The 23,971-nt window shown below is 70.8% G+C and carries 27 protein-coding genes; 16 read left to right on the forward strand and 11 right to left on the reverse strand.

Features of this window, described 5'->3' with window-relative positions:
• Position 1 precedes the first annotated feature (1 nt).
• Positions 2 to 388 carry a hypothetical protein gene (locus P2T62_RS19750; protein WP_276258729.1) on the forward strand — a complete coding sequence of 129 codons (387 nt, stop codon included), beginning with the start codon at positions 2 to 4 and terminating at the stop codon, positions 386 to 388.
• Positions 389 to 404: 16 nt separating this feature from the next.
• On the opposite strand, the gene P2T62_RS19755 is transcribed toward P2T62_RS19750, so the two are convergent.
• The 3 genes from P2T62_RS19755 to tmk all read right to left on the reverse strand — a co-directional run bounded on the left by P2T62_RS19755 (position 405) and on the right by tmk (position 2,211).
• Positions 405 to 1,025, reverse strand: a complete 621-nt coding sequence (locus P2T62_RS19755) for a class I SAM-dependent methyltransferase (RefSeq protein WP_276258730.1) — start codon at positions 1,023 to 1,025, stop codon at positions 405 to 407.
• 166 nt (positions 1,026 to 1,191) lie between these two features.
• Positions 1,192 to 1,551, reverse strand: a complete 360-nt coding sequence (locus tag P2T62_RS19760; RefSeq protein ID WP_276258731.1) for a DUF7533 family protein — start codon at positions 1,549 to 1,551, stop codon at positions 1,192 to 1,194.
• A 54-nt stretch (positions 1,552 to 1,605) separates the two neighbouring features.
• Positions 1,606 to 2,211, reverse strand: a complete 606-nt coding sequence (tmk, locus tag P2T62_RS19765; protein ID WP_276258732.1) for a dTMP kinase — start codon at positions 2,209 to 2,211, stop codon at positions 1,606 to 1,608.
• A gap of 110 nt (positions 2,212 to 2,321) precedes the next feature.
• Here tmk and P2T62_RS19770 point away from each other — a divergent pair, with 110 nt between their 5' ends.
• The 5 genes from P2T62_RS19770 to P2T62_RS19790 all read left to right on the forward strand — a co-directional run bounded on the left by P2T62_RS19770 (position 2,322) and on the right by P2T62_RS19790 (position 6,998).
• Complete coding sequence (locus P2T62_RS19770) at positions 2,322 to 2,891, forward strand: hypothetical protein (protein WP_276258733.1); 570 nt, start codon at positions 2,322 to 2,324, stop codon at positions 2,889 to 2,891.
• Between the two features lie 85 nt (positions 2,892 to 2,976).
• Entirely contained in the window at positions 2,977 to 3,966 is a 990-nt protein-coding gene (locus P2T62_RS19775) for a complex I NDUFA9 subunit family protein (protein WP_276258734.1), read from the forward strand.
• Between the two features lie 112 nt (positions 3,967 to 4,078).
• A complete protein-coding gene (locus tag P2T62_RS19780) occupies positions 4,079 to 4,705 on the forward strand; it encodes a DUF7504 family protein (protein WP_276258735.1) in 627 nt (208 codons plus the stop codon).
• A gap of 36 nt (positions 4,706 to 4,741) precedes the next feature.
• Entirely contained in the window at positions 4,742 to 5,767 is a 1,026-nt protein-coding gene (locus P2T62_RS19785) for a DUF5305 family protein (RefSeq protein WP_276258736.1), read from the forward strand.
• Positions 5,768 to 5,870: 103 nt separating this feature from the next.
• Positions 5,871 to 6,998: a signal peptidase I gene (locus P2T62_RS19790; protein WP_276258737.1), complete on the forward strand. Its 1,128-nt coding sequence runs from the start codon at positions 5,871 to 5,873 to the stop codon at positions 6,996 to 6,998.
• 32 nt (positions 6,999 to 7,030) lie between these two features.
• Here P2T62_RS19790 and P2T62_RS19795 read toward each other — a convergent pair whose 3' ends face one another.
• Both P2T62_RS19795 and P2T62_RS19800 read right to left on the reverse strand, forming a co-directional pair.
• On the reverse strand, positions 7,031 to 7,837 hold the full coding sequence (locus P2T62_RS19795; protein WP_276258738.1) for a hypothetical protein: 807 nt from the start codon (positions 7,835 to 7,837) through the stop codon (positions 7,031 to 7,033).
• 2 nt (positions 7,838 to 7,839) lie between these two features.
• Positions 7,840 to 8,400 carry a DUF7344 domain-containing protein gene (locus tag P2T62_RS19800; protein ID WP_276258739.1) on the reverse strand — a complete coding sequence of 187 codons (561 nt, stop codon included), beginning with the start codon at positions 8,398 to 8,400 and terminating at the stop codon, positions 7,840 to 7,842.
• A 144-nt stretch (positions 8,401 to 8,544) separates the two neighbouring features.
• Here P2T62_RS19800 and P2T62_RS19805 point away from each other — a divergent pair, with 144 nt between their 5' ends.
• The 6 genes from P2T62_RS19805 to P2T62_RS19830 all read left to right on the forward strand — a co-directional run bounded on the left by P2T62_RS19805 (position 8,545) and on the right by P2T62_RS19830 (position 16,272).
• A complete protein-coding gene (locus tag P2T62_RS19805; protein ID WP_276258740.1) occupies positions 8,545 to 9,111 on the forward strand; it encodes a hypothetical protein in 567 nt (188 codons plus the stop codon).
• A 197-nt stretch (positions 9,112 to 9,308) separates the two neighbouring features.
• A complete protein-coding gene (locus P2T62_RS19810) occupies positions 9,309 to 11,495 on the forward strand; it encodes a PKD domain-containing protein (protein WP_276258741.1) in 2,187 nt (728 codons plus the stop codon).
• An 84-nt stretch (positions 11,496 to 11,579) separates the two neighbouring features.
• Positions 11,580 to 12,755, forward strand: coding sequence for a tubulin/FtsZ family protein (locus P2T62_RS19815; RefSeq protein WP_276258742.1), 1,176 nt, complete (start codon positions 11,580 to 11,582; stop codon positions 12,753 to 12,755).
• Between the two features lie 33 nt (positions 12,756 to 12,788).
• Complete coding sequence (gene cofC, locus P2T62_RS19820) at positions 12,789 to 13,496, forward strand: 2-phospho-L-lactate guanylyltransferase (RefSeq protein ID WP_276258743.1); 708 nt, start codon at positions 12,789 to 12,791, stop codon at positions 13,494 to 13,496.
• Between the two features lie 421 nt (positions 13,497 to 13,917).
• The gene (cofG, locus tag P2T62_RS19825; protein ID WP_276258744.1) at positions 13,918 to 15,042 is read left to right on the forward strand and encodes a 7,8-didemethyl-8-hydroxy-5-deazariboflavin synthase subunit CofG; all 1,125 of its coding nucleotides are present in this window, start codon (positions 13,918 to 13,920) and stop codon (positions 15,040 to 15,042) included.
• Positions 15,043 to 15,267: 225 nt separating this feature from the next.
• Positions 15,268 to 16,272 (forward strand): hypothetical protein, encoded by a 1,005-nt coding sequence (locus P2T62_RS19830; protein WP_276258745.1) that lies wholly within the window; start codon positions 15,268 to 15,270, stop codon positions 16,270 to 16,272.
• Between the two features lie 28 nt (positions 16,273 to 16,300).
• Here P2T62_RS19830 and cofH read toward each other — a convergent pair whose 3' ends face one another.
• Complete coding sequence (gene cofH / locus P2T62_RS19835; RefSeq protein ID WP_276258746.1) at positions 16,301 to 17,707, reverse strand: 7,8-didemethyl-8-hydroxy-5-deazariboflavin synthase subunit CofH; 1,407 nt, start codon at positions 17,705 to 17,707, stop codon at positions 16,301 to 16,303.
• A 172-nt stretch (positions 17,708 to 17,879) separates the two neighbouring features.
• Between cofH and P2T62_RS19840 the strand changes: the two genes are divergently transcribed.
• The 4 genes from P2T62_RS19840 to P2T62_RS19855 all read left to right on the forward strand — a co-directional run bounded on the left by P2T62_RS19840 (position 17,880) and on the right by P2T62_RS19855 (position 20,693).
• The gene (locus P2T62_RS19840) at positions 17,880 to 18,857 is read left to right on the forward strand and encodes a universal stress protein (RefSeq protein WP_276258747.1); all 978 of its coding nucleotides are present in this window, start codon (positions 17,880 to 17,882) and stop codon (positions 18,855 to 18,857) included.
• Between the two features lie 4 nt (positions 18,858 to 18,861).
• Positions 18,862 to 19,422: an RNA 2',3'-cyclic phosphodiesterase gene (gene thpR / locus P2T62_RS19845; protein WP_276258748.1), complete on the forward strand. Its 561-nt coding sequence runs from the start codon at positions 18,862 to 18,864 to the stop codon at positions 19,420 to 19,422.
• A 67-nt stretch (positions 19,423 to 19,489) separates the two neighbouring features.
• On the forward strand, positions 19,490 to 19,741 hold the full coding sequence (locus P2T62_RS19850) for a hypothetical protein (RefSeq protein ID WP_276258749.1): 252 nt from the start codon (positions 19,490 to 19,492) through the stop codon (positions 19,739 to 19,741).
• A 112-nt stretch (positions 19,742 to 19,853) separates the two neighbouring features.
• On the forward strand, positions 19,854 to 20,693 hold the full coding sequence (locus tag P2T62_RS19855) for a ZIP family metal transporter (protein ID WP_276258750.1): 840 nt from the start codon (positions 19,854 to 19,856) through the stop codon (positions 20,691 to 20,693).
• 64 nt (positions 20,694 to 20,757) lie between these two features.
• Here P2T62_RS19855 and P2T62_RS19860 read toward each other — a convergent pair whose 3' ends face one another.
• The 5 genes from P2T62_RS19860 to P2T62_RS19880 all read right to left on the reverse strand — a co-directional run bounded on the left by P2T62_RS19860 (position 20,758) and on the right by P2T62_RS19880 (position 23,893).
• Positions 20,758 to 20,988, reverse strand: a complete 231-nt coding sequence (locus P2T62_RS19860) for a hypothetical protein (RefSeq protein WP_276258751.1) — start codon at positions 20,986 to 20,988, stop codon at positions 20,758 to 20,760.
• Between the two features lie 101 nt (positions 20,989 to 21,089).
• Complete coding sequence (locus P2T62_RS19865; protein ID WP_276258752.1) at positions 21,090 to 21,950, reverse strand: DUF6663 family protein; 861 nt, start codon at positions 21,948 to 21,950, stop codon at positions 21,090 to 21,092.
• Positions 21,951 to 22,761: 811 nt separating this feature from the next.
• Positions 22,762 to 23,256 (reverse strand): 2'-5' RNA ligase family protein, encoded by a 495-nt coding sequence (locus P2T62_RS19870; RefSeq protein ID WP_276258753.1) that lies wholly within the window; start codon positions 23,254 to 23,256, stop codon positions 22,762 to 22,764.
• 135 nt (positions 23,257 to 23,391) lie between these two features.
• Positions 23,392 to 23,586: a DUF7554 family protein gene (locus P2T62_RS19875; RefSeq protein ID WP_276258754.1), complete on the reverse strand. Its 195-nt coding sequence runs from the start codon at positions 23,584 to 23,586 to the stop codon at positions 23,392 to 23,394.
• Between the two features lie 127 nt (positions 23,587 to 23,713).
• Entirely contained in the window at positions 23,714 to 23,893 is a 180-nt protein-coding gene (locus tag P2T62_RS19880) for a hypothetical protein (RefSeq protein ID WP_276258755.1), read from the reverse strand.
• Between the last annotated feature and the right edge of the window lie 78 nt (positions 23,894 to 23,971).

Consider the following 23,971-nt stretch of genomic DNA (forward strand, 5'->3'; position numbering starts at 1 on the left):
CATGGCCTCGACCGACACCGAGCCCGAGTCCGAGACGCAGTTCGTCCGGACCACGGGACTGGAGGAACAGCCAACCGACGAGCGCACGGCGTTGCGCGCCCGGGTCGCGGAACTGGAATCGGAGCTCGCGCGCAAGGAGGCCGTCCTCGCCGAGCGCAACGAGGAGATCGCCCGCCTCCGCCACCGACTGGACCAGCGCGAGCAGGCGCTCGCCGAGCGCGAGGCCGACCTCGAGGAGGCACGGGCGGAGCTCGAGAACGCGGAGGAGTGGGCAGAGTTCCTCGACCGCGAACTGCGCGCCCAGCGCGACCGCGTGGGCTCGCTGGAGGAGCGCGTCGAGTCCCTGGAGTCGCGCTCGCTCTGGGACCGGCTGACGGACCTGTTCTGACCCCGTATCCGGTCCGCTACCGCTCCAGCCGTGCCTCGATGAACACCCACGGCTCCGCCTCGTCGTCCTCGTCCAGACTGTCCGCCGCGCCCCACTCCCGTTCGACGCTGAAGCCGACCGTCCGGAGGTCCTCGCGGGTCGCCTCGGCGCCGGCCATCTCCCAGGCCATCCCGACGCCGCTGTCCAGCCAGTCCGGGTTCTCGCCGGTCCACGCCTCCCGGCCCTCGCAGACGAGGGCCCGGCCGCCCGGTCGGAGCACGCGGGCGAACTCCGCCAGCACCGCCGGGTGTTCGACCAGCGGGACGTGGATGAGCGACCAGTAGGCCACGACGGCGTCGAAGCTGTCGGCGGCGAACGGGAGTCGCGTCATGTCCCCCTGCGCGAGCGCCGCCCCGGGAACGTCGCCGGCAGCGATCTCCAGCTGCGCCCGGGAGACGTCCAGCCCGACGGCGGCCGTCGCCTCGTCGAGCCGCCCGAGGACCGGTGTTCCCGGCCCGCAGCCGGCATCGAGGACGCGGTCCGGGTCGGCCGAATCGAGGAGCGCATCGAGGGCCCGCACTCCCCCCGAGTCGCGCTGGGCACCGTAGGACGCCCCCAGTTCGTCGTACGAGCGACGGACCGCCTCCTTGTCGACCATCACCCGGACCGGCTCGGGCCGACGGGATGGGTCTTCCGGAGCCGTGCGGGCTCGTCCCGTGACCTCGCGACTCGGAAATAAAATCCAAAACCCGAACACCCACACGATATCTCAGTCGTTACCGTCCAGATTAAGATCCTTTTCCAGAATCAGACGGATAAATCCACTACCGCTCCTCGGCATCCGGGATGAGCGGCTCGTCGTCGGCCGCCTCGTCGGGGGCGTCGTCCCCCGTATCCGGTCGGTCGACATCGTTCGCGGCGGGCTCGTCGGGTTCGTCGTCGGCCACACCCTCGTCCGGGTCCTTCACGGCCCGGCCGAGGACCTTCCCGGCGACCATCCCGGGCACGTCCATCGGCGTGGTGAGGTACTCCTCGATGACGACCATCAGCACGGCGATGCCGAGGAAGAGGAGCGCCTGGTTCGTCTTCCCGTCGAGGAGGAACTCGACGCCGAGGTAGGCCACGGGGATGGCGAACGCCAGCGTCAGCGCGAGACCGACGGTGCCGAGGATGCTCCGGGCCATACGGGTGCGTGGGCAGCGGGGCCGTTTCGGGTTGTCGGTCCGACTGTCGCGTGGTCAGCCCTCCCGGTCGGCGAGAATCCGGTCGATGGCGTCCTCGGCGGCCGCGATGACGTCCTCCGGCGGCCGGGTGGCGTCGATGCGGACGAACCGACCGGGTTCGGCCTCGACGAGCTGCTCGTAGTTCGCCTGGACGGCAGCGAGGTGGCCGGCGGTCTCGAACTTGTCCGACGCGCCCGCGCGCTCGGCGCCGCTGCGCGGGTCGATGTCGAGGTAGAGGGTGGCGTCCGGCGGTCGGGTGAACGCCTCGTGGATGCCGCGGACGTACTCCATCGGCCGCTTCAGGTCGGTCGCTGCCTCCAGGGCGGCGCCCTGGTAGGCGTAGCGCGAGTCGACGTAGCGGTCCGAGACGACGACCCGTCCCTCGGCGAGCGCCGGCCGGACGACGTTCGCGAGGTGGTCGGCGTGGTCGGCGGTGTAGAGGAACAGCTCGGCGAGCGGGTCGGCCTCGTCGTCGCCGAGCGAGCGGCGGACGGCCTCGCCGTACCACGAGTCCGTCGGCTCGTGGGTGAAGACGGCGTCGGCCAGTGCGTCGTGGTCCCGGAGCGCCTCGTGGACCGTCGACTTCCCGGCCCCGTCGATCCCCTCCAGCGTGATGAGCATGGCCGACCGGTGGTCGGGGGTGGGCGAAAAGCCACCGCTCCGTCCACGGATAATCGCCCGGACATAGGTGCCACAATCCCCTTGTGCTGTCGTGCCCGACGGAACGGTAGATGGCAGCGTCTTCGGACCGTGACGGCCTCGGGTGGCTCCGGGCCGTGCAGGGGTCCCAGGTGTCGGAGGTGCTCGCGAGGGGGGGAGACCCACTCGACGCCGCCGACCTCTACCGCATCCGGTCGGTCCTCCGCGGGGGCGTCCTCGGCGCGGCGGTCGCCGCCGACGCGCTGGCGGTCCTCCTGTTCACCGGCGAGGTACTCACGGGCCGTGTCGCGCTGGTCGCCGGCGGGATCTGCGTGGTGGCCTTCCTCGCCGGCTACGCAGTGCAGATACGGGCGATAGCGCGCTGTTACCGGACACTCCCGGGCGGCGTGGCGCCGGTCGCGGTCGCGACGGCCACCCTCCCCGCGGGCGTCGCGCTGGGGATCCTGTCGGCGCTGGCGGTCGTGGTCCCGTTCGGGGTCGTGCGGACGCTGCTGCTGCTGGGTGTGGGCGTCGGTGCGGCCGCGCTGACCACCTGCGTCGCGCTCGGCGTGGTCTGTCAGCGCGCGGCCGTCCGACAGACCCGCCGCCCCAGTACGGGGCCGGCCAGCCCGAACGACTCGCCCTCGGCCGTGGACGACTGAGCCCCGAATCCGCCACCGGTGGTCCGTCCGGGGGCCGGGTGCCGCTTCGCGTGCCTTTACGTCGCCCGCGGCCGTCCAGTCGGGCATGAACGTGCTTGTCACCGGCGGCACCGGATTCGTCGGTCGGAACCTCACCCGTGAGCTCGCCGAGCGCGGCCACGACGTGACGGCGCTGGCCCGCACCCCCGGCGAGGTCGACCTCCACCCCGAGGTCGAGACGGTCGTCGGCGACGTGACCGCGTACGACTCCATCGAACCCGCGTTCGAGGGGCAGGACGCCGTCGTGAACCTGGTCGCGCTGTCGCCCCTGTTCAAGCCGAAGGGCGGCGACGAGCAGCACATGACGGTCCATCTCGGCGGCACACGGAACTGCCTGCAGGCAGCCGAGGCCCACGGCGTGGACCGGTTCGTCCAGATGAGCGCGCTCGGCGCGGACCCGGACGGCCCGACCCACTACATCCGCGCGAAGGGGCAGGCCGAGGAGGCCGTGACGGACGCCGACGTCGACTGGACCATCTTCCGGCCCTCGGTCGTCTTCGGTGACGGCGACGAGTTCGTCGGCTTCACGAAGCTGCTCGCGCCCCCGTACTTCACGCCGCTCCCGGGCGGCGGGAAGACCCGCTTCCAGCCGATCTGGATCGGCGACCTCGTCCGGATGCTGGCGATGGCCCTCGAGGGCGAGGTCCCCGAGGCGGAGGACGAGGACGACGACGGGCCGACCCCGGCCATCCGGCGGGTCGACGACGGGGCGGACGCGGGCGACGAGCCGAACCCGCACGTCGGGCGGACCTACGCCATCGGCGGTCCGGAGGTACTGACGCTCGCCGAGGTCGCCGAACTGGCCCACGCCGCCGACAACAAGCCTGTCAGCGTGGTGAACGTGCCGATGGGGCTCGCGGGCATCGGCCTGAAGACGCTGGGGGCGCTCCCCGGCGCGCCGATGGGCGGCGACCAGTACCGCTCGCTGAAGTTCGACAACACCACCGCCGACAACGATGTCGGGGTCTTCGGCTACGACGAGGCCGACCTGCGGACGCTGGCCGACTACCTGGGCGTCGACCTCGACGCCATCTGACGACACGAGGCGCCCGAACGGGCAGTCCGACGGCGAATCCTGGACAACACAAGCTATTTACCGCTCGTTCCGCCCCAATAATCCAAGCACAGGCTGGTGGGGGGAGACCGACATGTCACGTGACGATTCGACTCAACGTCATCCGCCGGACCCGGTAGCCTCGACGCTCTCCGGGCTGGGTGACGCGTCACCGGTGCTCGTCATGGCCGCCGCCGGGGCGGGGAGCGTGGACGCTGTCTGCCGGTCGCTCCTCGCACCGACCGACGGAACGGAGCAGGCCCTGGTCCTCTCGCTCACGGACGGGGTCGACGGCTGCCTGGAGCGGCTGGGCGACACCGCCGGACTGAGCACGGTCCACGTCATCACCACCCGCCAGGGGCCGTCGGCGACGACCGTCACCGCGGGGGAGACGACGGAGATCGTGACCCGGCGGATCGACGACCCCTCCGACCTCCCGCGGCTCGGTATCGCCGCCAGCCGGACGGTCACCGGGGCCGACGGCGAAGGGCGGTTCCGGGTCTGTATCGACTCCCTGACCGCGATGCTCCAGTACGCGGACCGGGGCCGGGTCTACCGCTTCGTGCAGGTGCTCCAGGACCGGCTCGCCCAGGCCGACACGGTCGCACACTACCACATGAACCCCGCGGCCCACGACGAGCAGACGGTCGAGACGCTCCGACAACTGTTCGACGCCGTCGTCGAGGTGTCGGCGGACGGCAGCGTGGAACTGGTCGAGTGAACGGATGAGTCGCCGCCACCAGCGGAGGACCGGGTGATGTCGCTCGACATCAGGGCGAAGTCGCTCGCCGCACGCCACGGCCTGGTGATCGCGGCCGTGCTGGTCCTCGTGGGGGCACTCGCGTTCGGCGGCGCCTTCCTGGTCTACACGAACCCCCCGACGGAGACGGTCACCGAACGCGTCGACCAGCAGCAGTTCGGGACGACCGCGGACACGAGTGCCGTCGTCACCGGGGAGAGCCCGCTGTACGAGCGTGGCGAGCGGCTCCGCGACCGCCCGGTCTACTTCATCAACGCGACCCCGCGGCTGACGCTCGTGACGAACACGTCGGTCCCGCCGGACGCGTCGGCCGCGGTCACCCAGCGCCTGGTGCTAGAGCAGGAGGCGACGCGCGGCGGCGAGCCGTTCTGGGCGTCGCGTCAGGTGCTCTCGGCGACCGACCGACGGGTCGATGACGGCCGGCTCACCACCCGGACGGCGGTCAACATGTCGGCGGTCGTCGACCGCGTGGCCGAGAAGCGCGAGGCCATCGGCGGCATCGGGACCTTCACGACCCGGGTCCGGCTCACGACGACCTACGAGACGGAGACGTACAGCGGCGAACTGGAGACGACGGCACCCGTGGTCGTCACCCGCCGGGCCTACTGGCTGGACGGCTCGCTCGCCGCCAACCGGACGGAGTCACGGACCGTCCGCCGACAGGTCGAGGGGAGTCCCGACACCGGGACGGCCGCCGGCCTGGCCGGCGCCGGCCTGCTCGCCGTCCTGCTCGCCGGCGCCACCGGACTGGTCTACGTCCGTGACCCCGACCTCGACGCGATGGAGACCGAACTGGCGCGCACCCGCTACGACGAGTGGATCTCCCGGGGGGAGATCCCGACGAAGGCCGAGAAGCAGTACATCCGCATCGACACCCTCGAGGACCTGGTCGACATCGCCATCGACTCCGGGAAGCGGGTCATCTACGACGAGGGGTACGACGCGTACGGCGTCGTCGACGCCGACATCGTCTACTACTACACGCCCGGCGAGAACGACTTCGCCGACTGGCTCGGCGTGTGAACGTCGCGTCCTCCCCGGGCACCCACCTCAAGACGTATACCCCGCGCCCACGGAATCACGCGCGGATGCAGCGCTCGCCAGCGACCACGCCACCGGCACGCCGATGACCCTCCGGGAGCGCGCCGCCGACGTCGGCACGGTCCTCGTGGTCGTGCTGGTCGTCGTGCTCCTGTTCGGACAGCTGCTGGGCCAGCCCGTCCTCCTGGGGTACGTCACGACGGGCAGCATGGAGCCCGCGCTCTCACCGGGCGACGGGTTCGTCGCGGTCCCCTCGGTCGTCGCGGGCGACCCCGCGCCGGGCGACGTGGTCGTGTTCCGCGCCGAGGAGGTCCAGGGCGGGGGCCTCACGACCCACCGGGTCGTCGACGAGACGCCCGAAGGGTACGTCACGAAGGGCGACGCCAACCCGTTCACCGACCAGGACGGCGGGGAACCGCCCGTGACCGAGGACCGTATCGTCGCACACGCGTTCCAGTTCGGGGGGAGCGTCGTCGCCATCCCGTTCCTCGGTGACGCCGTCGGCGGCCTCCAGGCGCTGGTGGCGGTGCCGTTCTCGATATTCGGCGCCGGTAGCTCCGGGACCGTCCTCGTGTTCGCCGGCATCGCGCTGTTCGTCCTCGCGGGCGCGCTCGGGGAGGGCCGGCAGACCGACCGGTCGCGCGACCGCGCGAACGTCCTGCGCGCGTGGACCGTCGTCCTGTTCGTCGCCGTCGTGCTCACGGGCGCGGCGACGGCGGGGATGGTGCTCCCGTCGGGCACGCACGACGTCGAGTTCGCCGTCGCCGAGGACCCCGGCGAGGACCCGCAGGTCGCCCGTCCCGGCGGGACGGCGTCGCTCAGCTACGAGGTCCACAACGGCGGCGCCATGCCGGTGCTGGTGATGACCGACCCCCTGGCGTCCGGGACGACCACGGACCCGAACCGGGCGACACTGGGCTTCGACCAGCGCACCTCGGTCACCGTCCGGATGGACGCCCCCCGCCGGGAGGGGACCTACACCCGCCCGGTCCGGGAGTCGCGCTACCTGCTCGTCCTGCCACCCGGGCTGCTGGCCGCGCTCCACCGGGTTGACCCGCTGCTCGCGCTGCTCGCGGTCGATACCGTCGTGGCCGGCTTCGTCGTCACGGGCGGCGTGGCGATATTCGGAACGGGCTACTTCCGGATGCGCGCGACGCCGAACGTGCCGCTGTCGGTGCGGGCTCGGCGAAGGTGGCGGCAGTTCCGGCGGTAGCCCCCGTTGCGGCGCTCCCACCGTCCGCCGCCTTACGCAGTCGCGGTCTTCGTCTCGCTGTCGGTATTCCCGTCGGCGTCGTAGCCGACGACATCCAGCGTGTACGTCTCGCCGGACTGGAGCTGGTAGTCGGGGTCGTCCGGCTGGATGGTGATCTTCTTGACGTCGTACTTCTTCCCGGAGGCGCTGTCCGTCCTGGTGGCCCGCGTCGTCCCGCTGCTGTCGGTGATCTCGTACTCCACGCGGTCCAGGTCCTTGTCGCCGTCCTTGTCTTGGACCTGAACCTTCCCGATGCCCCAGTCGTTGCTGTTGCCGTTCGCGTTGGCGCTGAACTTCTTTACCTGTTTGACCTCCACGGCGGACTTGACGTTGCCCGCCTCCGCGGTCACCTCGCGAGTCGCCGTGAACGAGAACTCGGTCGGCGTGGTGCTCCGCGGCGCGCTGACCTGGATAGTGAACGGAACCGTCGTGTTGCCGACGGCGGCCTCGATGTCGACGGTCGCGGTATTGCCCTGCAGGACAGGGAACGTGACGCTGCAGCCCGAGTCGTTCTGCGGGTCGTACAGCGTCCCGTCCGAGCAGGTGTTCAGCGAGACGGTGACGGTCGCGTCGTCATCGAGAGTGTTCGTGATGTCGACCATCGGGTCCTGCTTGTTCTTCTGCACGGGGCCGCGGAGTTCGATTCCGACCAGCGCGTTCGCGTCGCTCGCCGTCTCGATGCTCACCCCCCGCCCTGCCGTCACGTTCGAGAAGCCCAGCGTCTCCGAGGTCGCCAGCAGGCCGCCGCCGGCCATGAGCCCCAGCGCCGCTCGGCGCGTGACCTGCTTCTTCCCGGGCATGGTCAGGGTGGCTCCTCCATCCCGCCGAGCCGGTACTTGCGGTTCTGGTACGTGTGGACGACCGCTGAGACCGCGAACAGGGCCAGCACCAGCGCGGCCCACCCCAGCGTCGGCACGGGGTCGGTCGGGACGACGTCCGTCCAGAGCCCCGCGAGGACGGCGAAGCCGAAGGTCGTCAGCCCGAGGTAGTAGACGCCCCAGGGGACGGAGTCGCCGGGGACCACGTCCAGGTAGACGTCGAGCTGGTCGGCGCGCTCGGTCAGCTCCACCTCGCCGTCCTCGTAGATCACCATCCCGGCGTCGTGCAGCGTCGGCAGATGGGTCTGCTGGAGCGAGGTGTAGACGCGCTTGCGCTCGGCGGACGTGAGTTCGGGGATCTCCTTCTCCAGTTCCCAGGCCGCGACCTGCTCGGCCAGGTCCGAGAGCGTCGCCGGCGTCTCCTCGTGCTTGCAGTAGTGGATGACGTAGCGACGGCGGTGGCTGCTCAGGAGGTCGAAGATCTCCCCCTCGTCCACCTGACCCACCACCTGGTCGGCTGTCGCGTCCTGGCTGGCCTGTGCCATCGATGACGTACTGTTCAGCCGTACCGGTTGGCAGTTGAAGAGTATTGCGGCACGCTTTGCTGGTTCAAGCCGGGCTTTCCCGGTTGTGAACGGGGTTTCAAGCCCAACAATACAAAGTGGATGTGGCATAGAGGTGGGGTCACGATGGCAATGAATCGGCGGAACGTCCTGATCGGACTCGGTGCGGTGGCAGTGGGTGGTGGGGCCGCGTTCGGCTCCGGCGCGTTCAGTCAGGTGGAAGCGGCGCGGACAGTGGATGTCACGACGACGGGCGACGCTAACGGGTTTATCGGAATTGAGGGGGATAACGAGTACGTCAATAACGACGCTGATTCATCCAGTTCAGAACTGACAATCGATCTGGGGGCACCTGGTGACCAGGCGTTTAATCCGAACGCAGTAACGGAGCTCGACGGGGTAGTGACAATAACCAATAATAATCAAGAAGGCGAGGCGGTCGACATCTCGCTCAGCACCGACGGTGGTTCTACGACGAGTAACAGCGTCACAGTGACACTCGACAGTGCGGAAGTCACGTTCACTGTCGATTCAGACCCCAGTACGTCCGGGGATCAGACTGGAACGATAGCCGATGGTTCGACGGCCGAGTTGGATGTCTCGGTGGACACGGGCGCTGGTAGCGGAGACGGGACCACGAGTGCGGACCTCACAATCGTCGCGGAAGACTCCTCACCCGAAGACGCTGCGTAACGAGAACGCTGAGCCTTATTGCTGGACATCCTCAAAAGCTCGACTCGAGAGGGTCATTGGTCGCCTCAACAGTAAAGACTGGAACTATCCCCTCGTAGGGATCCACACGATTTCGTCCCCTCAAGCCCACCTTTCAGCCCTTCACGCTACTCAATACAAAGAGGCTAGCGCCCTACCCCGATTAGTGACCACGCACGATGCGCACCCGCGCCCTCGCCGTCGTCGTCCTCGTCGCTGCGCTCGCAGTGCCGACGGCGGCGGTCGCGGTGGGCGAGCAGGAGGAGGTCGGCCCGGTCACCCTCGAATCCACCAGCCCGTACGCCACGGTCGAGGACGGTGAGCTCCGGGTCGCGTTCGAGGACCTGAACGACCGGGCCACGACCACCACCCACGACGTCTTCCGGATCACCGCCGGCGCCGGCGAACCGGTCCGGGTGTGGGTGACCGTCGAGGCCGAGCCGGGGGTCACGGCGTACCGTGGCGACGACCCGAGCGCGACGCTCGGTGGGGAGTCCACGGCCGTCACCCTCTCGGACGGCGAGTCGCTGCCCGTCGGCTTCGAGATCGACACCTACGGCGCGAATCCCGACTCGGGGACCGTGACGGTCCACGCCGAACCCGTCGAGACCGAGACGGCGACCGAGGACGGGGGCGGGAGCGGTGGTGGCGGCAGCGGCGACGGAGCCGACGACTCGGACGACGACACGACCGCGACACCGGCCGGGCCGGCCCTGACCGTCGTCGACGCGGACCTCGACAGCGCGCGCAGCGTCGTCGGGGCGCCGGTCCGGGCGACCGCGACCGTCGAGAACAGGGGCGGCGAGGCGGGCACGACGACGGTCGCGCTGACCGTCGACGGCGAGCAGGTGGCCGAGCGTCGGGTCCGGGTGCCGGCGGGGGCGTCCCGCGAGGTAGCCTTCGAGCGGTCGTTCGACGCACCCGGCGAGTACGAGGTCGCCGTCGGCGGCGTCCCGGCCGGAACCGTGACGGTGAGCGAGCCGGGCGGCGTCGAGGTCGTCTTCGGTGACGGGACGACCGGCGGGAGGGTGACCGAGCGGTCCGGGCTCCCCGAGGTGAGCGGCGGGGAGACGCGGGCGGTCATCTCCGGCGGGGGCGGCGACGGGCCCGCCGCGACGGTTCGGCCGGGCGAGCGGGTGAACCTCTCGGCCGCGGGCTCGGTCGTCGGGAGCACTGCTGGACTCGGCACCGACCGGGCGCTCCGAATCGTCGACGTGGCGGTCCCCCCCGAACGAGAGGGCGAGTCGGCGACGGTCCGGATGGGCGTCGACCGGGCGGCGTTCGAGGGGGGCGACCCCGCCGACGCCCGGCTCGCGCAGCTCGGCGACGACGGCTGGACCTTCCTGGAGACGCGGGTGGCCGACCGGACCGACGAGACCGTGGTGCTGGCGGCCCGGACCGACGAGTTCGGTACCGTGGCCGCGTTCGCGTCGTCGGGCGTGACCTACGAGTGGACGCTCCCGGACGGGACGACCGTCGCGGGCGACCGGGTCCGGCCGACGTTCGAGACGCCCGGTCGGTACGAGCTGTCGCTGGAGGTCACCGACGCGGCGGGGAACCGGGACCGGACCAGCCGGTCGGTGCTGGTGAACGACCGGCCGTCGGTCCGGATCGAGGCCCCGGGGAACTCGACGGCCGGTGAGCCGACGACACTCCGGGCCAACGTCACGAACGAGTTCGGCAACACGACCGTGACCTGGACGTTCGGGGACGGGTCGACGGCGACCGGGCTGTCGGTCACACGGTCGTTCGCGTCGGGCGAGGTGGTCGAGGTGCAGGTGACCGACGAGTACGGGGCCAGCGCGCGCGCCGAGCGGACGATGGTCACCGGGAGCGGGCCGGGCGGGAGCCCGAGCCCGTCGTTCCTGCCGTACGTCACCCCGCTTGACGTTCCGGTGCCGGCGTTCGGCGGGCTCGTGGCGGTCGGCGTGGTCGCGGCGGCGTTCGTGTTCGTGCGGTCCGGGCTGTCGCTTCCGGGGCTGTTCGGCGGCCTGGCCGGCTACGCACGGGCCCTGGCGCGGAGCGGCCCACGGATCACGGCGCTGTCGGGCGCCACGTGGGACCCCGAGGGCGGCTGGATCCGGATCGACGAGCTGCGGGTCGAGGCCGACGGGCTCCTCGAGACGGTCGAGATCGTCGTCACCGACGGCGACGGGGCGGAGATCGTGCGCAAGACCATCGAGACCGAGTCCGGCGAGGTCTACAGCGCGAGCCCCGAGCGGATCCGCATCCCCGGCGGCCTGGACGTCGACGGCGGAACGTTCGGCCTCCAGGTCCGGGCGGTCGACGCGCGCCAGCGGACCGGCGTCCGGAACCGGAGCCAGAGCGACCTGCTGGAGGCCGAACCCTCCGGCGAGACCGTGTGAGCGGTCCCCGACCCCCGTAACGGACCCGTTTCGGCCGAAAACTTATCCTACGGCGGCGCCCGGCTGTGTGATAGTGACCGTCAGATGAAACTCGCGATGATCGGCTTCGGTCAGGCGGGCGGGAAGGTACTCGACCGGTTCCTCGAGTACGACCGCGAAGAGGGAAGCGAAATCGTCCGCGCCGCCGTGGCCGTCAACACCGCGAAGGCGGACCTCATGGGCCTGGACAACGTGCCCGAGGAGAACCGCGTCCTCATCGGGCAGGCGCGGGTGAAGGGCCACGGCGTCGGGGCCGACAACGAGCTCGGCGCCGAGGTCGCCGAGGAGGACATCGACGAGATCCAGTCCGCCATCGACAACATCCCCGTCCACGAGGTCGACGCGTTCCTCATCATCGCGGGGCTCGGGGGCGGCACCGGCTCCGGCGGCGGCCCGGTGCTGGCGAAGCACCTCAAGCGCATCTACACCGAGCCGGTGTACGCGCTGGGTATCCTCCCCGGCTCGGACGAGGGTGGCATCTACACGCTGAACGCGGCGCGCTCGTTCCAGACGTTCGTCCGCGAGACGGACAACCTGCTCGTCTTCGACAACGACAACTGGCGCCAGTCGGGCGAGTCCATGGAGTCCGGCTACTCGGACATCAACCGCGAGATCGTCGAGCGGTTCGGCATCCTGTTCGGCGCCGGCGAGATCAAGGAGGGCGGCGAGGTGGGCGAGTCCGTCGTCGACTCCTCCGAGATCATCAACACGCTCGCCTGTGGCGGCGTCTCCACGGTGGGCTACGCCAGCGAGACGCTGGACCGCGACCGCAAGGGCGGCCTGCTCTCGAAGTTCACCGGCAACGACGAGGAGGAGATCGACTCCACCTCGACCACGAACCGCATCACCTCGCTCGTCCGGAAGGCGACGCTCGGGCGGCTCACGCTGCCCTGCGAGGTGGGTGGGACCGAACGGGCACTGCTGGTCCTGGCGGGCCCGCCGAAGTACCTCAATCGGAAGGGGATAGAGCGCGGGCGGAAGTGGCTCGAAGACGAGACCGGCTCGATGGAGGTCCGGGGCGGGGACTACCCCCGCTCGAAGGACGACAAGGTCCGCTCGGTCGTCCTCCTGTCGGGCGTGACGAACGTCCCGCGCATCAAGGAGCTCCAGCAGGTCGCCGTCGAGGCCCAGGACAACATCGACGACCTCCGTGATGCCTCCGCCGAGAACCTCGACCGCCTCGTCCACGACGACGACGAGGAGCTGGAGCCACTGTTCTAGGACTAAGAGGGCCCGCCCCCTCACGTCGCCCACGTGCCCGACGCCGATCCCCACGTCCTCGTCCCGTTCGACGCGCACCGGCCGAAGAGCCGGCTCGCCGACACCCTCGACGAGTCCGAGCGCCGCGCGTTCGCGACCACCATGCTCGAGGACGTGCTCGCCGCCCTCGACCGGGCCGGCCTCGAACGGACCGTCCTCTCGACCGCGCCGCTGGACGACGCCCCGGACCGCGACGTGCCCGTGATCGTCGACGACCGGCCGCTGACGACGGCGGTGAATGCCCGCCTCGCCGGCGACCTCGTCGGCGCGGCCGAACCGCCCGTCCCCGCCCACGAGCGCCCCGTCGCGGTCGTGATGGCGGACCTGCCGCTGGTGACGCCCGGGGCGCTCGGGCGGCTGGTGGCCGCCGACGGCGACGGCCCTCGCCCGGACGTGACGATGGCGCCGGGGCTCGGCGGAGGGACGAACGCCCTCTGCGTTCGGGACCCCGCCTTCCGCGTGGACTACCACGGCGCCTCCTGTCACGACCACCGCGAGGGCGCCCGCGACCGGGGGCTCTCGGTCGCCACCGTCGACTCGTTCCGGCTGGCGGTCGATGTCGACGAGCGGGCCGACCTCGTCGAGATACTGCTCCACGGCGAGGGGACCGGGACCCGGGCGTGGCTCCGGGCCGCCGGCTTCGAACTCGCGGCGGGGGAGGGACGCGTACGCGTCGCCCGACGGAGCGACGAGCGTGCCTGAGTCGGTCGTGGCACCGGGCGTAGTACCACCCGGCACCGGGACACAACGATTTTGACGCTTCCCATCCAACAGGACCTTGCGCGAGCGTGGTTCGCGCGGTGCATCGGGTAGTGGCGCGGGGACGGTTTCACAGGAGGGCACCCTGCTCCCCGGGCCACCCGGGCATCCCGTTCTGCGACGGCCGGTCGATACCGGATAGCGACGCTGTTCCCGTCCGGTTGCTACCGGGATGCGGGTGGAGGGAGATGCAGAACGAGGAGACGCGGCTCGAACCGGTTCGGACCGCTTCCGTCGGTGTTCCCGCCGGGGACTCCACCACCGCATCGGACCGACCACGCACGACCGACCCATCGACCACGACCCGACCGGTGCGGCCCGGGCGAACCGAACCGTTTTGTCGGTCGCTCCCCCAGAGCGCGCCGTGGTATCGATACCCGGGACCGAGGAGTACGGCGTCGACCTGGCCATCAGCGAGGGCGCCGTCGACGACTTGCTGGGGACGACGCCGGCCGACGTGGCCGCCGCGCCCGAACTCTCCTTCGCCCGGAACGTCTTCCTGCCGCTGACAACGGCCTGCCGGTACACCTGCACGTACTGCACGTACTACGACCCGCCGGGCGAGGCCTCGCTCATGTCGCCGACCGAGATCCGCGAGACGGTCGAGCGCGGGGCCCGTGCCGGCTGCACGGAGGCGCTGTTCACCTTCGGCGACGACCCGGACGACCGCTACGACGCCATCCACGCCCAGTTGCGCGAGTACGGCCACGACTCCATCCACTCCTACCTGCGCGAGGCGTGCGAGATCGCCCTCGATGCGGGCCTGTTGCCCCACTCGAACCCGGGCGACCAGACCCGCGAGCAGATGGCCGCCGTCGCCGATGTGAACGCCTCGATGGGCACGATGCTGGAGACGACCGCCGACGTGCGCGCCCACGGCGGTCCACGGGCGAAGAGCCCCGGCCAGCGGCTGCGGACCATCCGGACCGCGGGTGAACTGGGCGTGCCGTTCACCACGGGCATCCTCGTCGGCATCGGCGAGACGCGCCGGGACCGCGCGGTCTCGCTGCTCGCCATCCGCGCGCTGCACGAGCGGTACGACCACGTCCAGGAGGTCATCGTCCAGCCGGTCAGCGAGAACGAGCGCTGGCGCGGCGGGGAGCCGTCGCTCGACGAGCTGCGCGAGGCGGTCGCGATGGCGCGTGCCTGCCTCCCGCCGGAGGTGAGCGTACAGGCACCGCCGAACCTCGCGCCCGTCCGCGAGTTGCTCGACTGCGGCATCGACGACCTCGGCGGCGTCTCCCCCGTCACGGTCGACCACGTCAACCCGGACTACGAGTGGCCCGAACTCCGGCAACTCGAGGACCTGGCCGACGAGGCCGGAGTCCCGCTGCGCGAACGGCTCCCGGTCTACGAGCGGTTCCTCGCCGAGGGTGGGCGGGCGTGGGTCGCCCCGCCCGTCCGCCGGGCGCTGCGGGCCGAGGACGACGCCGGCGCGCGCTACCGGGCGGTGCTGGACGGAACAGCGTCGGGAGCGGCGGGCGACTGAGAACGCGGCCTGGCGACCGCGTGCGGCCCGCGACGAACGCCGCCGTGCCGACGGGCCGATGGTCGACGACTCCGGCCGCGTCCCGTACCCGTGGGTCGGGAGACCCGGGGCCACGGAGCGGGAGAGTTTGGACGAACCTGAGACGGAGCCGGGACGCTCTCGACCCGGAGACCGCCCGAATCTCGAAAAATCGGGATATAGCCCTCCAGCATCCGTTCTGCCGTGATGCGACCAGAGTTCACGCGGCGACAGTTCGTGGCGGCGACCGGAGTGACGGCCACGACCCTCCTCGCGGGCTGTACCGGGTCCGGTGGCGGCGGGGACGGGAACGGCGGCAGTGACGGCGGCGACGGAGGGGCCACGCCGACGGACGACGGGATGGGGATGGAGCCGACGGACCCGGCCAGCGCCGAGCGCGTCTCGGTCGACCGCTTCAGCGAGGCGGCGGGCACGCTGATGGTCCGCACGGAGGAGAACGGCCTCCCCGGCCCGGACGAACCCGTCGACTTCGACCAGGCGCCGTTCGTGACGAAGGGCCTCGGCCCCGACGGCGGTCACGTCACCTACTACAACTTCGACGTCCAGCCGACCACCCCGGCACCCATCTTCGTGCTGTTCCGCGAGGGCGCGGACACGCCCGTCGAGGGCCAGCTCAACGTCATCGACGCCGTCCCCGGCGACGAGGGGTACAACGACTTCTGGCACGTCCACGCCGTGACCGTGCCCGAATCGTACGAGGCGAACACCGTCACGAGCCGACAGGCCATCGCGGACGCGGGCTACGAGGTGACGGCGACGGACATGCTCGTCAACTGCCCGGTCGTCCCGGACGGCTCGACGGCGACGATGCGCGGTGGCGACAGCGACCCCGGCCTCGTCGAGGGCTGGTACCGGGGTACGGTCGTCTCCTACTTCCAGTTCACCGAGGCGCCGCTGACGAGCAGTGGCGAGTCGGTTCCGCTCTCGCCCATCTGGGTCACGTTCAACGTGAACCCGGGCGAGGACGGCGGCGGCCCACCCTCCGGATTCCGGACCGAGGCGGGGAGCGACCGGACCCACAACGTCCTCGCCACGGTTCCGGGGCAGGAGGGCTACTCGCCGCTCTGGCTCGTCAACATCTACGACAACGCCGACTTCGAGGCGGTGTCGGACCTGGACTCCGCGCAGGCCGCCGAGGTGCTCGCCTCCGGCGCGGCGACGGTCAACTGCCCGGTCGTCGCGTTCCCCTGAGGAGCCGGGGTGAGGACACGAGAGCGTCTCAGTCGTCGGCGCTGGCGGGTTCGCCCGCGGGGTCGCGCTCGGCCGGGTGGAGGAGCGGCGTGCCGTCTGCCCGCGGGCCCAGTTCGGGGCCGTGGGGCCCCTCGTCGTCGAGGACACGGCGCTGTTCGTAGTCCGTCGAGCGCTCGACGGGCACCCGGCCGACCGCGCGGATCATCCGCGCGTACTCGTCGAACGAGCGGAACTCGCCGTGGCCACCGCCCGCGCGCTTCGTGATCTCCTCGGAGAGGATGGTCCCCATGAAGTCGTCCGCGCCACACGAGAGCATCTTCAGTCCCTGCTCGTCGCCGTACTTCACCCACGAGGACTGGATGTGCTCGACGTTGTCGAGATACAGGCGCGACACCGCGATCATCAGTTCGTCCTCGTGGACGGTCGCGCCGCCGTCGACGACGCCGCGCTCGTACAGCGGCGTCGTCTCGTGGACGAACGACAGCGGGACGAACTCCGTGATGGCGCCCGTGCGGTCCTGCAGGTCGCGCACGCGGTCGAGGTGGAGGGCACGGTGGGCCTCGTTCTCGACGTGGCCGTACATGATGGTCGCGGTCGTCGGGAGGCCCGCCTCCGCGGCTGCCTCCATCGCGTCGAGCCAGTCGTCGGTGCCGATCTTGCCGGGGCAGATGACATCACGCACCTCGTCGACCAGTATCTCGGCCGCCGTTCCGGGGACCGAATCGAGGCCCGCCTCCTGCAGCCGCCGGTACGTCTCCCGGTAGGAGCGGTCGGTCCCGCGTTTGGCGTGGTAGGCCTCCTCCGGCGTCATCGAGTGGAGGTGTGCGCCGTCGACGGACATCGCGCGCATCTGCTCGACGTACGTGCCGGGGTCGGTCTCGTACCGTTCGGGCGGCTTGTAGTTCACCTCGCTCGCAGGATCGTCGTACGAGGCGAGCGCCTCGTGGTGGTCTTCGTCCAGCGCGAACGCCGGGTGGAGCCCGGAGACGGAGGTGACCTCGTAGATACCCCGGTCGAGGGCGTCCCGGACGATGGCGCGGGATTCGGCGGGGGTCTTGGTGAACCCGGCGTGTTCGACCTCCGAGTCGCGCTCGAAGTTCGCCGCGGTGTCCTTGAAGTTGCAGAACAGACAGCCCGTGTTGCACGCCGTCGTGACGTTGTTGTTGAGGTTCGCGACGAAGGTGACCGCCTCACCGACGACCTCGGCACGCCGGCGGTCGGCGGCCTCGAGGACGAGTTCCTTGCGCGCGTCGTCGATGCCGTCCGCGTCGGTCCCCGTGGTGAGGAGTTCGATGGCGTCGTCGACGTCGAGGCGCTCGCCCGAGCGGGCCTTCGCGAGCGCGTTCTCGAACGACTGGTCCGTGACCGGCCGGTGCTCGAACCCGAACCGGCCACGGGGGACGCCCGTGTCGGCGGGCGCCTCGAACGTATCCATGCCCCACCCTCTCATGCGGAGGTACAAATGCACAACGGGTAGCGGCTGGCCGTGCGGGGCCCGTGTCCTCGTCGGCCCGGGAGTCGTCGTCCCCGGGAAGCGGTCGCCGGACTGGGGGGTGGCCGAGCCGTTCGCGTCCAGATTGAAGTGCCGGCCCGCTGAAGCGCCGCGTATGTACGACGAGATCCTCCTCCCGACGGACGGGAGCGCCCACGCGACGGCCGCGGCCGAGCACGCACTGGCGCTGGCGCGCGCGTTCGACGCGACCGTGCACGTCCTCGGCGTGGCCGACGTCGACCGGGCGGCCGGGCTGTTCAACGCCGGCGGCGTGGACGAGGCGTTCGTCGAGCGTGTCGAGCGCGACGCCCAGCAGGCCGTCGACCGGACCGCCTCGCTGGCGGCCGACGACGACCGGCTGGAGACCGTGGTCGTCGACGGCGACCCCGGCGAGGCCATCGTCGACTACATCGAGGAGGCGGGTCTCGACGCCGTCGTCATGGGAACCCACGGGCGGCGGGGGATCCGCCGGTTCATCGCCGGGAGCGTCACCGAGCACGTCATCCGGGTGGCCCCGGTCCCGGTCTTCACCGTCCGTCGACCGGACGACGTCGGCGAGGGCGACGAGTCGACCGGCGCGACCGGTGACCTCCCGCGCTACGAGCGGGTGCTCGTGCCGACCGACGGGAGCGACACCGCCGAGCGGGCCGTCGAGCACGCGCTCGCCATCGCCGAGGCGTTCGACGGCGAACTCCACGCCCTCAACGTCGTCGACGTGGGGGCCGTCGCGTCCAGTTCCGACATCGTCCCGTCGGAGACCGTCATCGAGTCGCTGACCGACCGGGGCGAGGCGGCCGTCGCCGACGTGGCCGAGCGGGCCGGCGAGCGCGGTGTCGAGGCCACCACCGACGTCCGGCAGGACTTCCCCGGAAGCGGCATCCTCGGCTACGTTCGCGAGCAGGAGATCGACATCGTCGTGATGGGGACGCACGGCCGGACCGGCCTCGGTCGGGTCCTGCTCGGCAGCACGGCCGAACGGGTCATCCGCCGCGCGGAGGTCCCGGTCTGTGCGGTTCCCGCCGAGGGACGGAAGGAGGCGATGGAGGAGGAGGGCGTGCCCGAGGATAGCGAGGCCGGCGAGGACGAGGACTGACCCCGTGAGCGCGAAGCGCCTCTTCGTGAGCGTCGACCTCGACGGCCTCGCCGACGCCGTCCGCGAGGCCCAGGCACCGTTCCGCGACCAGCCGGGCGTCGACCCCACCGACCCCGAGCAGGTCCACGTGACGCTGAAGTTCCTGGGCGACACCGACCCGAACCGGCTCGACGAGCTACACGAGGCGCTCGCGGGGGCCGTCGCGGACGCCGACGTGGGGCCCTTCGAGGCGACGTTCGGCGGCTACGGCGTCTTCCCGTCGCTCGACTACATCAGCGTCGTCTGGCTCGGCGTCCGCGAGGGGGGTGCGGCGCTGACCGCGCTCCACGAGGCCATCGAGGCCCGGACGACCGACCTCGGGTTCGACCCGGAGGGCCACGACTTCACCCCTCATGCGACCATCGCGCGGATGCGCGACGCCCGCCGGAAGGAGCACGTCCAGCAGGTCGTGCGCGAGCGCGACCCCGACGTGGCCCGGCTCGACGTCGAGGAGGTCCGGCTCACCGAGAGCACGCTGACCGACGACGGCCCGGTGTACGAGACGGTGGCGGCGTTCGGGCTGTGATGCGATTCTCGTCCGTAGGGAATCACCGCTCGCGTTCAACTCGTCACGGCGTATCCCTCCACCCGTGATGACCGAAACCTCCACCACGACCGTCCCGACCAGCGCCCGAATCTGGCCGCTCGGCTTCCTGGGATTCCTCGCGTTCCTGGGGTTCCAGGGGTTCCAGCGGGGCGACCCGCTGTTCCTGTTCTGGTTCGCGTTCGCCGGGTTCTTCTCCTTCTTCGGCTACCGGTGGCCCCGGCTCCGCTACGTCGGACTCCTCGGCATCGTCGGCCTGGCGGTTGCCGTCCTCGGGTTGTTCGGTGTCTTCACCGTCTGATCGCGCCGCCCCGGCCGTTCGTGAGCGTTCCCCGCGGACTCTCGCCCCTGTTTAGGCCCGCCGAAAACATCAGTTCCGTGACAGTTATGCCGAGCGGCACAGTAGCCCGGATATGGCCGACGTGACCCTCGCGGCGCTGGTGCTCGTGTTCGTCGCCGGGCTCATCACGGCACTCGCGACGGGGCTGGGGGCGTTCCCCTTCTTCGTCCTCGAGGAGGTGAGCGACCGGCTCAACGTGGCGCTCTGGGGACTGGCGTCCGGTATCATGCTCGCGGCGTCGCTGTTCGGGCTCGTCCGGGAGGGGCTGGCCGAGGCCGAGCGCGGGCCGCAGTTGCTCCCGCTCGGCCAGTACAGCGGCGAGGTGGCTGTGGGACTCGGACTCCTCGCGGGCGTCCTGCTCGTGGTCGTCGCCCACGAGATCGTCGAGGGCTCCGAGGTGAACCCCCGGCAGTACGAGGAGGCCGACTTCAGGAAGCTGGTGCTCATTCTCGGCATCCTGACGGTCCACTCCTTCCCGGAGGGCGTCGCCATCGGCGTCGCGTTCGCGGACCTCAACATCGAGGGGGTCGCCCTGTTCGGGTTCACCGTCCCGCTGCTCGCGGTGTTCATGACCGTCGCCATCTCGATCCACAACATCCCCGAGGGGGTCGCCATCTCCATCCCGCTCCGGGCGATGGGCGTCTCGAACTGGCGGATGGTCTGGTGGTCGGTGTTCTCCTCGCTCCCACAGCCCATCGGCGCGGTGCTGGCGTTCTACTTCGTCCGCCTGGCCCGGGCGTTCCTCCCGGTCGGCTTCGGGTTCGCCGCCGGCGCGATGATCTACCTCGTGCTGACGGAGTTCGTCCCGGAGGCGCTGGAGGAGGGTGCCGACCTCCCGGGCGACGGCTACCGGGAGCTGGTGGGGGGAATCCTCGTCGGCGTCGTGGTCATGGTCCCGCTGGTCCTCGTCTGAGCGTCGGCAGAACGGTCGGCATCGGTCGTCGTCGGGTCCTGCTGGGCGCGGGGCGTGGTCGGATTCAGAACTGCGGGCCGCGGACGTCGTTCCGGGTGGAACGGCCGTCGGTGCGGCGCCGCATCCGGAACCACTTCGCGATGCCGAACACGCCGCCGGTCAGGCTGAGACCGACCAGCAACGGCCCCAGCGTGTTCGCCGGCAGCGTCGTGTAGATGTACGACCCCGCCCCCAGTCCGAACAGCGCCACCGCCATCGTGACGACGACGATGAACGCGTCGAGTGCTCGCCCCATACACGGACCGAGTGAGGGCACGGCCATGCTGGTTCTGCCGGGTATACGGACCGGTTTAAATCAGATGCCGGCCGGCCTTCCCGCTCGACCGCGTCCGGCGCTCAGCCGTCCCCGTCCGGCAGGTCGTCGACCGCGTCGCCGAGGTCGAACCCGTCGTCGTCCATCGTGTCGTCGTCTCCCTCACTGTCGGCCCGTGGCGCGTCGGGCGCCTCCGGCGTCGGGGTTGTGGGCCCGCTCTCGACTCCCTCGTCGCCCCCCTCGCCGGGGGCCCCGAGCAGCGGCTCGTCCGGGCGCGGCAGGTCGTACGTGTCCCGGACCGTGTCGGCCACCATCCCGTCCTTCTCGACGACGAGGTAGACGACGACGTAGGGGCCGTCGGGGTCGAGGACGAACGCCTCGAACGGCGGGTCCTCGCCCTGTGCGAGCCGGTCGACCAGCGGGTCCAGCGGCTTCACGCCGTCGCGGAACTCGGAGAACAGGTCGCGCTGCCCGGGCTGGTCGGCGAACGTGTAGACGACCCCGGCGGGGTCGCCGTCGGTGGTGTAGGTCACCCGCGAGTTCATCGCCTGTCCCTCGCGGCGGGCGGTCTCCCAGCAGGACTGCGCGGCCTCGAACACGGGGTCCGCGTGCGGGACGAACGCGAACAGCGAGCCCTCCAGCACGTCGAGCGATTCCAGGCGGGGCTCGTCGCCGGTCCAGTCGAACGCGGCGTCGACGCGGTAGCCCGGCCGGAGCCCGCGGACCCGCTCGTCGAGGGCGCCGTGGCCCTCGTGGGGCACGTACGTCGGGTCACCCGCAGGGTCGATGAACAGCCACTCCGCGCGGTCGCGCGTGCTCTCGAGGACGCGGTACGGCCCGTCGAGCAGTGGCTCGTCGGTGTCCTCCGGCTCGTCCGTCGACACCGGTCGCTCCCCGGCCCCGGCGGGCTCGTCGGGCGCGTCCGGCACGCTCGGTTCCGTCACTGCGCTGTCCTTGGTGCCGGGTGGACAAAGGCGCCCCGGGTTGGGGCCGCTGGGTGTTGGGGTGGGATTCGTGGGGGCTGCCGCGAGAGAACGGGCGTAGGAAGTCCCCTCCTGCTCTCTCTGCGACCGCGACAGCCACGACGGAACCGTGTCGAAAGCCCCCGCACGCTCTCCCTGCGACGACAACCGGAACAACGGAACCCTGTCGAAAGCCCCCGCACGCTCGACCGTCCGGGGCTCGTTGCGCTCCTCGGGTTCGCTTCGCTCACCCTGCGGTGCTTACGTCGCCCGGGACGGATCGAGGCGGGCGGCCCCTTTCAGTCCCGCCCTGTTGCCTGTCGCACTGGCCGTTCGTGCGTGGTGGTTCCAGGGGAGTGCTCGTGGCCCCACACCTCCCCGCGCTCGCGCTGGGGTGTTCCGGCACGCTCGCTATCGCTCGCGGCCTTCACAGCACGAGCGCGAGCGCGCTTCCTACCTTCGGAACCGGCCAGCCGAACAACCGCCACCCGGCCGGGAGAGCGGGGCGCCGGAGGCGCCCCGAGCGAGCGGTGGCGGAGCCACCGCGAGCCGCGTGGCCGAGCGGCTTGCCCGCGAGGCCCGCGCGACCTGGGGAAGGGCAGGGCCACAGCGCCCGTGGAACAGCCGAACCCTGGCGGACTCGAAGGCCGAGAGCGCGAGGGCTTCGTAGGCGTCGCCGCAGTCAGATAGCGTGTTAGGGCCCCGATTCTCGAAGATGCCGAATTATGTGTTATATGTAGGTATTGGTAGAAAATGCGCAAATAAATAACGAAATTTCTATATATCCAATCAACTACGTCAACGAGATGCTCTCCACGACGTTCTCGTGGTAGGCGTCCCAGACGTCGATGCGTTCGATCTCCCAGTCGATGGGGCCCGCGTCCCGTCCGCGCAGTTGGCCGGCGTCGCCGCCACGCGCGATGGTCACGTGCGGTTCGTACTCGTCGCCCTCCAGCACCTGGCCGAACGGGTCGACGATGTCACAGCAGGCCTCGTGGACGGCCATCAGGCCGGGGGAGTGGACGTCGAGGTAGGCGACCGGCGCCTGCCCGCTGGGTGGGGCCTCGAACGTGTCCACGCCCTCGACGCGGGCCGGAATCGGCCCCGTCCCCTCCAGCAGGTCCCGGACCTCGCCGATGAGCCGGCGGTAGTCCTCGGCCTCGCCGAGGCGCTTCAGGACCATCGTGTGGTGCTCCCGGGGCTCGGCGGTCAGGCACTCGGTCGCGAGGCCGGCGGCGAGCCGGGCGACGTCGGAGGGGACGGGCACGTTGAGGCTGTACGCGGGCACTGACGACTGCTACGCGACAGGGCGAAAAGAGCGTGTCGAGAGGTGGCCGGGGCCGAAGCGGGCTCCGGCGGTGATCGTCGGGAGCAGGCAGCGTGGAGGAGTGTCGTGCCGGGCGATACGTCCGACCGGGCGGCGTCAGATGTAATCGAGGAAGTAGAGGATGATGAGGACGATGATGATGAGGCCGATGAGGTTGGTCAGCGGCCCGAGAAGCGGGGCCAGCGCGAACTCTATGAGGTCGAACGCGAGGTTGATCACGATGTAGACGATGACCAGGACGAGGATGATCTTCAGCAGATCCTCCACGTCGAGCGCGGCTCTATCGAGCATGACGCCTGTCGATGTGCCCCGGCGCCGCAAAAGCGTGCTGGCCACATATACTGGTGTGAGGAACGTCCACACCCGACGAGCCGGACGAGCCGGTGTAGCCGGGCTGACGGCCACCCGACGAGTCGGGCTACCCGTCGCGCCGGAGGACCAACAGGACGACGCTCGCGACGACGACGGCGGTGACCAGCGGCGTGAAGGGGCCGAGCGCGACGTCCAGCACCCACGCACCGAGCCACAGCAGCCCCAGTACCATCGCCACGGCCACGGCGAACCCGGCCAGCCGCGACCCCAGCGACCTGTCGTCCATGGGCTCGGTTCGGGAGCGGCCCGCAAAAGGCCGGTGGCCCCCGGCGGCGGACGGACCCCCAGCTGGGCCGGCCGACCG

It is taken from the genome of Haloglomus litoreum (assembly GCF_029338515.1).
Lineage (GTDB): Archaea > Halobacteriota > Halobacteria > Halobacteriales > Haloarculaceae > Haloglomus > Haloglomus litoreum.

Coding starts and splice junctions, on each gene's coding strand:
- P2T62_RS19750 (WP_276258729.1), top strand. CDS start 2: ATGGCCTCGACCGACACCGAGCCCGAGTCCGAGACGCAGTTCGTCCGG.
- P2T62_RS19755 (WP_276258730.1), bottom strand. CDS start 1,025: ATGGTCGACAAGGAGGCGGTCCGTCGCTCGTACGACGAACTGGGGGCG.
- P2T62_RS19760 (WP_276258731.1), bottom strand. CDS start 1,551: ATGGCCCGGAGCATCCTCGGCACCGTCGGTCTCGCGCTGACGCTGGCG.
- tmk (WP_276258732.1), bottom strand. CDS start 2,211: ATGCTCATCACGCTGGAGGGGATCGACGGGGCCGGGAAGTCGACGGTC.
- P2T62_RS19770 (WP_276258733.1), top strand. CDS start 2,322: ATGGCAGCGTCTTCGGACCGTGACGGCCTCGGGTGGCTCCGGGCCGTG.
- P2T62_RS19775 (WP_276258734.1), top strand. CDS start 2,977: ATGAACGTGCTTGTCACCGGCGGCACCGGATTCGTCGGTCGGAACCTC.
- P2T62_RS19780 (WP_276258735.1), top strand. CDS start 4,079: ATGTCACGTGACGATTCGACTCAACGTCATCCGCCGGACCCGGTAGCC.
- P2T62_RS19785 (WP_276258736.1), top strand. CDS start 4,742: ATGTCGCTCGACATCAGGGCGAAGTCGCTCGCCGCACGCCACGGCCTG.
- P2T62_RS19790 (WP_276258737.1), top strand. CDS start 5,871: ATGACCCTCCGGGAGCGCGCCGCCGACGTCGGCACGGTCCTCGTGGTC.
- P2T62_RS19795 (WP_276258738.1), bottom strand. CDS start 7,837: ATGCCCGGGAAGAAGCAGGTCACGCGCCGAGCGGCGCTGGGGCTCATG.
- P2T62_RS19800 (WP_276258739.1), bottom strand. CDS start 8,400: ATGGCACAGGCCAGCCAGGACGCGACAGCCGACCAGGTGGTGGGTCAG.
- P2T62_RS19805 (WP_276258740.1), top strand. CDS start 8,545: ATGGCAATGAATCGGCGGAACGTCCTGATCGGACTCGGTGCGGTGGCA.
- P2T62_RS19810 (WP_276258741.1), top strand. CDS start 9,309: ATGCGCACCCGCGCCCTCGCCGTCGTCGTCCTCGTCGCTGCGCTCGCA.
- P2T62_RS19815 (WP_276258742.1), top strand. CDS start 11,580: ATGAAACTCGCGATGATCGGCTTCGGTCAGGCGGGCGGGAAGGTACTC.
- P2T62_RS19830 (WP_276258745.1), top strand. CDS start 15,268: ATGCGACCAGAGTTCACGCGGCGACAGTTCGTGGCGGCGACCGGAGTG.
- cofH (WP_276258746.1), bottom strand. CDS start 17,707: ATGGATACGTTCGAGGCGCCCGCCGACACGGGCGTCCCCCGTGGCCGG.
- P2T62_RS19840 (WP_276258747.1), top strand. CDS start 17,880: ATGTACGACGAGATCCTCCTCCCGACGGACGGGAGCGCCCACGCGACG.
- P2T62_RS19850 (WP_276258749.1), top strand. CDS start 19,490: ATGACCGAAACCTCCACCACGACCGTCCCGACCAGCGCCCGAATCTGG.
- P2T62_RS19855 (WP_276258750.1), top strand. CDS start 19,854: ATGGCCGACGTGACCCTCGCGGCGCTGGTGCTCGTGTTCGTCGCCGGG.
- P2T62_RS19860 (WP_276258751.1), bottom strand. CDS start 20,988: ATGGGGCGAGCACTCGACGCGTTCATCGTCGTCGTCACGATGGCGGTG.
- P2T62_RS19875 (WP_276258754.1), bottom strand. CDS start 23,586: ATGCTCGATAGAGCCGCGCTCGACGTGGAGGATCTGCTGAAGATCATC.
- P2T62_RS19880 (WP_276258755.1), bottom strand. CDS start 23,893: ATGGACGACAGGTCGCTGGGGTCGCGGCTGGCCGGGTTCGCCGTGGCC.